Below are 8,523 nucleotides of genomic sequence, written 5' to 3' on the forward strand. Positions count from 1 at the left end.
AGAGGCTAAGCAGTGCGGGCGCCGTGTTCGGGGCCCGCGCACTGTCTTGCACTCAGGCCTGTTCACAGGCACTGTGTCGCGCTGTTTAGTTTCTGGGTGTCTAGCTTCTGGTGTCCTTCGGCTTCGGGGCGTTCGGATCGATCGGGCGGCCGTCAGCATCCAGATCGTTGAGCTCGGCCAGCTCGGTGAAGTCGGCCTGGGCGTCGGCGAATCCTTCCTCCGGATCGATTTCATCGAAGTTGCGGATGGTGCCGTCGCGCTCGTCCTTGAACATGTCCTTGCCATAGACGACGAGCACCATGATGATGCCGGCGGCGAAGCCCCACGCGGCACCCTGGGTGGCCAGCACGCCGGCGGTGACACCTGCGATGCCAAGATCCTTCTGGTTCTTGGACTCCATGATGCCCACGCGCACCGACACGAAGCCCTGGATGATGAGAGTCAGCGCCAGACCCACCGGCAGGATGGGCTCGACGAAAGAAGTAATCGGCAGCAGCAGGAGACCCACGTTGGTACCCCAACGGAAGGAGCCCGCGCCGCCAAAGATGGTACGCATGGCGCGCTTGCCCTGCTTGTAGCGCTCGACGATGACCACGTGCATCGCCGCCCACAGCGGGCCACACATAGCGACGTCTGGGCCGATGATGGACATCAGCATGTTGCGGCCACCGAAGAGCAGGTGTGCGCGCGACGGGCTGTACACTACGGCCTCGTCCGTGCGGACGTGATCGGCTTCCTTAAGCACTGCGTTGGCCTGCAAGACGTCACCGAAGACGACGATGTAGGCAGCCAGCACCGTGGGGATGGCGGTGAGGAACATATGTGCCGGCGGAAGACCGATCCCGAAGACGGTGTACTCAGACCACAGGGTCATGAAATCTGGTTTGGAGAAACCCCACTCCACGTCCGGCCAGGGAGCCTCGCCAGCTAGTGGTGCGACGAAGACCGCGACGAAGATAGCAGGCAGGATGCCTAGCGAAGCCAGGAAGCGCCAACCGGCGGCCTTCTGTCGTAGGGCTTGGAAGCCACGGGAGTACATGAGGAAGAAGGCCACAGCCACCGCGATGGTGATGGTAATGGGGAAGGAGTGGAAACGTCCGCCTTCCTGGAACACCGAGACGATGGCAGCGATACCGGCGCCAAGGACGATGCCGGAGCGCAAGCCCGAGGGAATGAGTCGGACGACCTTCGATGCCCATCCCGTTATGCCTAGCGTTAATGAGAATATGCCTAGCAAGAGCTGGAAGCTGATGAGCGCCCACACACGCTGCTCACCCTCCGGGAAGGTCTGGATATAGACCGTCAGCAACGGAATCGCCGGGGTAATCCAGCCCGGGACAACCGGGTCACCCAAGAGGTGGTGGGTGAGGTAGAGAAGGCCGTTGAGCATAACGACGGCCAGTGCCGCCTCGTAAGGCATGCCGAGGGCCTCAGTCATTAGGGGGATAGCGCCCAGGTCGACCACGCACATGAACAAGCCTTGGGCGAAGTCCGGCCATTCCATGCGGTAGTGCACGAAGGGCAGGCGGACATCGAAGGGCCCCATCTTCCAGTGGGGTGAAGCTTGACCGATGCCCTGGTCTTCGGGTTCGGTGGCTTCGGTGGTTTCGGCCATGACGGCCTCCTTTCAAAGAAAAGGGACCAAGCCCGGCGGGCGTGAAGCGCGCGGGGCTTGGTGAGGAAAGGTGAGAGGTTCGTTGAGGTTTAGTCGAACCTTGGTTAGTCGAACTCGATGATCTGGCGCAGTGCCACACCGTCGGACAGGCGGTCCATGGCGGTGTTGATGGCCTCGAGCTTGATGTGGTCGGAGATGAGGGCCTCAGCGTTGAGCTTGCCCTCGCGCCACAGCTGCTCGTACTTCGGGATGTCCTTCGACGGGACGGAGGAGCCCAGATAGCAGCCGTGGACGCGGCGTGCCTCGGCAGTCATCACCAGCGGGTCGATGGTGATGGTGGAGCCCGGTGCCGGCAGGCCGACGGTGACGGTCAGGCCACCCGGTGCGGTGACCTTGTAGGCGGTTTCCAGCGCCTTCGGGTGGCCGGCGGCCTCCACGACAGCGGTGAACTTCTTGCCGGACTCCTCAGCTTCCTGAGGGGTCATTGCGGAGGTGGCACCGATTTCGATGGCCTTCTCGCACTTGTCCTTCTGCATGTCGATGCCCACGATCTCCTTCACGCCGAGCGCAGCGGCGGTAATGATGGCGGCCATGCCAACGCCACCGAGGCCGACGACGGCGATGCTGTCCTCCGGCTTCGGATCGATCTCGTTGAGCACGGCGCCGCCACCGGTGAGGATGGCGCAGCCGAGGATGGCGGCGATATCGGCCGGGACATCGGAGCCAACTGGCACGACGGAGAGCTCGGAGACCACGGCGTGGGTGGCGAAGCCGGAGACACCGAGGTGGTGCTGGATCGTCTCACCGTTGCGGGTGAGGTGGCGGGTGCCGCGGATGAGGGTGCCCTCGTTGTTGGTCTTGGAGCCAACCTCACACGGCATCTTGCCGTCGGTCTTGCAGCCGGCGCACTCACCGCAGCGCGGGAGGAAGGTCATGACCACGTGGTCGCCGACCTTGACGTTGGTAACACCCGGGCCGATCTCTTCGACGATGCCGGCGGACTCGTGGCCCAGCAGCATCGGCAGCGGACGGGGGCGGTTGTTGTTGACCACGGAAAGGTCAGAGTGGCACAGGCCAGCAGCGGTGATCTTGACCAGGATCTCGCCCTCGCCAGGAGCGCTGAGCTCGAGCTCGCTCACGGTGATCGGCTTGGAGTCGGCGTAGGGGCGCTCGTCGCCGGAGCGCTCCAGAACGGCGCCGCGAATGGTAATCGTGTCAGACATAGATACCTCCAGACATGAGATGGGGTTAATGCATCGCAATGTACGCCACCGGGCGTTAAGGAGGGGCGGAACGGTATGGGAAAAACTACACCGGGCCGTTATGTGGATGGGGAATTTTCTACCTGCTGAGGGAGTGGGCGCGCAACGCCACAAAGACATCGAGGCCGCGCTGGCCCACGGCCCACTCCTCACCCATGAGCTCAGCGATCCGATCGAGGCGTTGGCGCACTGTGTTGGGGTGGATGAACATCGCCCGGGCGGTCTGCGGGATGCTGTGCCCGGAGAGCAAGTAGTGGTGCGCGGTAGCGGTCAACTCGGTGGAGTGTTCCTCGTCGTAGTGCACCAGCGGGCCGATGGTGCGCGTAGACAGCGCGTTCAGCGCCTGCGGGTCCGCGCCCAGGATGAGGCCTACCGTGCCCAGGGAGTCCTCGGTGACCAGCTGGCCGCGCAAGCCCAAAGCGAGTGCTGAATCCAGGTAGGCCATGGCGGAATCATGGGCGCTGCGCGCGGAGCTTAGGCCGTCGAAGCCGATGGCAGAGACCGTCAACTCAGGGAATTCAGACAGCAATGGGGCCAGCGCCTTATCGATATCCCGATCCGGTTGGTACAGCACGCAGACGTGCTGGTCGTGGTGCGTAATGGCGGCGTTACCTGGCAGGAGATGCTCCAGCTGCGGGCGGGTGGGCAAGTTCTTGGCCGAGTGCAGGCCTACGAAATACAGCTGTGCCGAAGAGTTCAGGCTGATGCCTGTGAGGTGGCGCAGGCGGGCGATCTCTTCGCGCCCGGCGTTGCCTAGTGCTACGGCGTAGACGAGGTCGTCGACTTTGCGCGCGGTGGCGTCGACAAGCGCCTCAGCAAAAAGCGCAATCGCTGTAAAGGCTGCGGAGGCGTGGCTGATGACGCGCAGTTCGGCGTCGCTGAGCTCCTTGTCCACACCAATCGTGCCCAGCGCCCGCCCGTTAAACTCCACGGGGAACGTGCTGGTTGGGGGAGTGTCCGGGGCATCCTCCGCGGTCCACAGCGTGACCGGCGCATCGAGGCTTTTAGCTAGCACGCGCTCGAGCTCCTCGAAGCTGGGATTGTTCATCAGCACGTGGAGCAGCTGCGTGTTGACGTCGTTGAGCCACTGCAATTCGTCCACGTGGCGGCTCAGCGCAATTTGGGAGCGGGTAAGCTCCGCGACGGATTCGCCCTGACTCTCAATGACTTGGGCATTCTCCAGCGCCACGGAGGTAATAGAGCCGAGCACCTCGAGCGCTGCGATTTCCTCGTGCGTGTAGTGACGCGGGTGGCGATCCCCCACGAGAAGCGCGCCGATGGTGCGCCCAGAAATGCGGATCGGGGCGCCGAGGATCCCGCGGATTCCTTCGGCTTCTACCGCACGGTCCACGTAATCCACGTGCGTGACGTTGGGATCCACAGAATGGTCATAGGTCCACGCCGGGCGGTTAGTGGCGGCCACGATGCCGAGGATTCCGGAGCCCATCGGCATGTTGATGGTGCGGAATTCCTCAGTGACGACACCGCTGGTGGCCAGTACCTTGGTAAAGCCGGTGTCCTCATCGTTGAGGCTGAGGTAGCCCACCTCCGTGCCGATGGTGGAGCGCGCGTGGCGCACAATCGCCTGGAGGATGTCAGTGGATTCGCGGCCCGAGTTGAGCATCTGGGAGACATCGAGCAGTTTCGTCGACATCACCCGCCACGTGTGGTTGGCGCGCATGGTTTCCTCAACGGCCCGAAGCGCGCCAAGCTCCTCGGCCGGCAATTGCTCGCGCAGCTCGTCGGGGACACGGGTGCCAGTGCTTAGGTGGTTCAGAATCTCGCCAAACTCGCTCATGATTACATGCAGTGTAGCTGGGATTGGCGCTACTGTGCTTATCTATTCGCGCAGCTTAGCCCGCAACATCTTGCCAGTCGCAGTCTTGGGAACCTCGTCGATGAATCGCACCGACCTTGGGTATTTGTAGGCCGCCATATTCTCCTTTGCCCAAGAGATGATTTCCTCCTCAGAGGTCACTCCCTTGTATTCAGAACGCAGCACAATGAAGGCTCTGACGGATTCTCCTCGGCGGTCGTCTTGGTAACCCACCGCCACAGCCTGGTGGACGGCTGGATGGTCTTGGAGGTATTTTTCCACTTCTTCTGGGAAGACCGAATAACCATTGGATTTGATCATCTCTTTGAAGCGACCTTCGAAGAAGAGGTAGCCATTCTCGTCCAAATATCCCATGTCGCCTGAGAAGTACCGCTGACCGACCTTTGCAGCGGCCGTGGCTTCTGGCTTTCCCTTATAGCCGAGGAAGACCGCTGGGCTTTCTATACTGATTTCGCCTAACTCGCCGGGGCCAAGCTCACGGCTGCGGTCTTCCGGATCAGTGATCTTGATGTCGGTCTGGAAAGTAGGCCGCCCAGTGCTTCCCCAAACGATCTGCCCAGGAGGGGTCATTGCATCTGCTGTATGAGTCTCACTCATTCCGTAGGCAAACTCAAAGAAGTCTTGACCGGTTTGTTCTTTCCACTGATTGGACAGTGATTCCGTGATTTGTGAGCCAAAGCTCGTGCCCATGCATACACGAAGCTTGTCCATTTGAGAAGCGCGATCCGTAGCTAGGATTTCAGTATTCATCGGTGGCGTTGTGTATGAGACCGTCATCCCGTACCGAGATGCCATAGTTACGAAGTCCTCACCATCGAAGCGCGCTTGAAGAATCATCGAAGCACCCGCAACGAAGACAGCAGACATTCCAACGATTTTTCCAGCCACATGGAAAATCGGCATTGAGGCTGAAACCTTGTCAGACGATGTATATCCAAAGCTAGCTGCGACGCAGTTAGCTTTGAAAGTGCAGTTTGTGTAAGACAGCATTGCGCCTTTGGGCAATCCGCTAGTACCAGAGGTGTAAATGATTAATGCGCAGTCTTCATCCAGATTGATTTCTGGGCTCAGGAAAGACTCTGCTTTGTCCACAAGCTTGCTCTGTGTAGTTGCCCTCTCCCAAGAAATATGGTCGAGAGCAGGAGTGCGCCGGTCCGGCATGCGGAAGTTGAATTCCTTTGAGTGCTCTTCACGTTCCAGAGCATCGTCGAAAGAAGTAACAATTAGAGTACGAACTGAAGTGTCGTCTGCTTTTTCGTATTCAACGAGTAGTTCTTCGCTAGCGATGAGAGCAACTGCTTCTAGGTCATTGAGCTGATACGACAGTTCCTTTGCTTTGAGCATGGGGTTACAAGGACTGACAACCGCGCCTAGCTTCTGAACAGCGAGATAGGAAATTACAAACTGCGGGCAGTTTTGCATGTACAGCGCGACTACGTCTCCAGCCTGGATCCCCTCTTGCGCCAAGGTGGTTGCTAGTGCCAGTGCCTTTTGCTCAAGCCATCCATAAGTGAATTCAGACCCGTAAAAGTAGATTGCGGTCTTCTCTGGGGTATTTTCGGCGTGCTCCGAGAAATACTGAGCCAAAGTTTGTGGCTTAAAGAAGGTCAGTCCTTCATCTGGAACGTATGTGGTCAATGGCTTGGTCATGGCGATCCTTTCTTGTTTAGCGGCCGGTGAAACAGGGGTCTCTTTTTTCTCGGAACGCAGTACGACCCTCGACGTGGTCTTCCGTCAGTGTTGACGAGACCGTGGAGTGGGCCTGCATAAGCCACGCTGCACTTTCGTCGAGATGCTGCGTTGCGCTCATGGTTTGCTTCATGAGCGAGATGGACTTTGTGGGCAGTGACGATAGCTGCTTAGCAAGAGACTTTCCTTCAGAATCCAAGTCTTCGGGCTCGCAGATTGTTGTTACGAGTCCAAAAATTGAGAGTTCAGATACCGGTACAAATTCACCGGTCAGCAATAGCCTGTTTGCGAAAAGCCGGTTAGTTAGCCGTGGGAGCAAGGTTGTTCCTGAAGAGAAACCGCGGAGCACGAAGGGGAGTCCAATCTTGGTGTTCGAAGATGCGACGATGAAATCAGAGGCAAGCGCCAGCTCTAGCCCGGCTCCCATGGCGAATTTGTGTAGTACCGCGACAACAGGCTTCGGACATTCACGAATCGCGGTACAGACTTTAGGGTAACCATCCAAGAATTCTCGGATCTTGTCTTCTGGCACGGGACAGTTGTCTGTGCCCATATCGATGAGGTCATCACCTGCACAGAACGCTTTACCTTCTCCGCGAAGAATAATTGCTCGAATATCGGGATTATCACCCAGTTCCGTGAATGCCATTTCCAGGCCCCGCAGCATTTCAAATGTTAGAGCGTTGAGGGAGTCCGGTCGGTTGAGCGTTATTGAGGCAATAGAACCTTCAGATTCAACCACCACGCTATCTGTGAAAGATTTAAGCATCGCTGGCTCCTTCTTGATTGGATTCGTTTGGTTTGGCGCTAAGGTGCGCGGACAGTTTTTCTCGAACCGGATCGGGTACTGCCTCTGGTCTTCTGGTGCGTGGGTCAACATTTACATAGGTCACCTCAGAAACAACGCATAGTTCACCTTCTTGGTAGAGCTCTTCATGAAGGGTCACTGAAGTTCTGCCAAGACGGGAAATCGACGTGTGGATTGTGACTTCCGGTACCCAGTTCACTTCTTTTAAGAAGTTCAATTCGTAGCGGACAACGAGAAGCGTCCAGGGATCTGTAGCAAGATCAGGGTCAAACTCGGCGAAGAAGTCTCTGCGAGCAGCTTCGAACCAGGCAGGAAACTTCGTATTGTTTATGTGTCCAACCGCGTCAGTTTCGTTGAAGCGCGGCGTGATAGTCGTCTTATACATTGTTTCCCCCTTTTCAGACTGATCCAGAATTCGATGTTTCGAAGGAGTTCTCGCTGGCACCGGCGTAGGGCTGTGTTCCATTCAGCTCCGCCATGGCGATGCGATTAAACTCCTCGGCTTCAGCGTCAGTTACCTCACGGCTGTGAGCGATTGTGATGCGTCGAATTTGCTCTGGAGTCGCAGGCTTGAAGATATAGGCGCTAATGATGCAAGCAGCAGCGGACAAAGGCAGGGCGAAGGCAATCTCGGATAGCGGTGGAAGATCGAATCCAAAGAGAAGTACAAGGTATGCGATACCACCGACGCTGGCACCTACGAAAGCAGCACTACCGCTAATCCTGCGCCACCAAATTCCGAGAAGTGTCGGGAAGAAGAGGGAGGAAGCGAGGAGGCCCATTGCTGCGGAGTACAAAAGCGTAAGGAATTCCGGCGGATTGAGAGAAAGTACTAGCGTGAGTACTCCAAATCCTAGAATTCCGAACTTGGTAATCTTGCGCTTCGTTGCATCGGACGTGCTCGGCTTAAGCTGCCCGATCAAGTCGTAGGAAAGAGCCGCTGCCAAGGCAAGAAGCATGGCTGACACAGAAGACATAACAGCGGCAAAAATGCCTGCGAATGCTAGACCTCGAAGCCAATTAGGCACCGCCTGGTCTAGGAAGAGGAGGAAAGCGCCGTCGCTTTGTTCAATGTCCTGTCCACCAGTGAGGATAATGGTTCCTGCGATGACGAATACACACGTGGCAATAGACGTAATGACATACAGCCCCAGCCCCAGGGCCAATGATGCGCGACCTGTTCGCTCGTTCTTCGCAGCAAAGATACGCATTACAGTGTGAGGGAGAACCGCATTACAAGTTGCCCAAATCAAGAAGGCGCCGATATATGCGATCGGAGTGTCAGATGCGGGTTTTTGGTACCGGTGTTCCG

7 protein-coding genes are annotated in these 8,523 nt (G+C 57.8%); all 7 read right to left on the reverse strand.

Annotated features, from left to right (window positions below):
* Positions 1-100: 100 nt before the first annotated feature.
* A complete protein-coding gene (locus tag HMPREF2932_RS03950) occupies positions 101-1,615 on the reverse strand; it encodes a permease family protein (protein WP_071409650.1) in 1,515 nt (504 codons plus the stop codon).
* 104 nt (positions 1,616-1,719) lie between these two features.
* Complete coding sequence (locus HMPREF2932_RS03955; RefSeq protein ID WP_071409651.1) at positions 1,720-2,838, reverse strand: alcohol dehydrogenase catalytic domain-containing protein; 1,119 nt, start codon at positions 2,836-2,838, stop codon at positions 1,720-1,722.
* Between the two features lie 118 nt (positions 2,839-2,956).
* On the reverse strand, positions 2,957-4,675 hold the full coding sequence (locus tag HMPREF2932_RS03960; protein WP_071409652.1) for a helix-turn-helix domain-containing protein: 1,719 nt from the start codon (positions 4,673-4,675) through the stop codon (positions 2,957-2,959).
* A 42-nt stretch (positions 4,676-4,717) separates the two neighbouring features.
* On the reverse strand, positions 4,718-6,364 hold the full coding sequence (locus tag HMPREF2932_RS03965; RefSeq protein WP_071409653.1) for an AMP-binding protein: 1,647 nt from the start codon (positions 6,362-6,364) through the stop codon (positions 4,718-4,720).
* 16 nt (positions 6,365-6,380) lie between these two features.
* Positions 6,381-7,172, reverse strand: a complete 792-nt coding sequence (locus HMPREF2932_RS03970) for an enoyl-CoA hydratase/isomerase family protein (protein ID WP_071409654.1) — start codon at positions 7,170-7,172, stop codon at positions 6,381-6,383.
* Entirely contained in the window at positions 7,165-7,596 is a 432-nt protein-coding gene (locus tag HMPREF2932_RS13040; RefSeq protein ID WP_168166984.1) for an acyl-CoA thioesterase, read from the reverse strand. The genes HMPREF2932_RS03970 and HMPREF2932_RS13040 overlap by 8 nt, the downstream gene beginning before the upstream one ends.
* Positions 7,597-7,609: 13 nt before the next feature.
* Positions 7,610-8,523 (reverse strand): sodium:solute symporter family protein (locus HMPREF2932_RS03975; RefSeq protein ID WP_210397756.1); only part of this gene is annotated, 914 nt, incomplete at its 5' end.

Source organism: Corynebacterium sp. HMSC074H12 (genome assembly GCF_001813755.1).
GTDB lineage: Bacteria > Actinomycetota > Actinomycetes > Mycobacteriales > Mycobacteriaceae > Corynebacterium > Corynebacterium hiratae.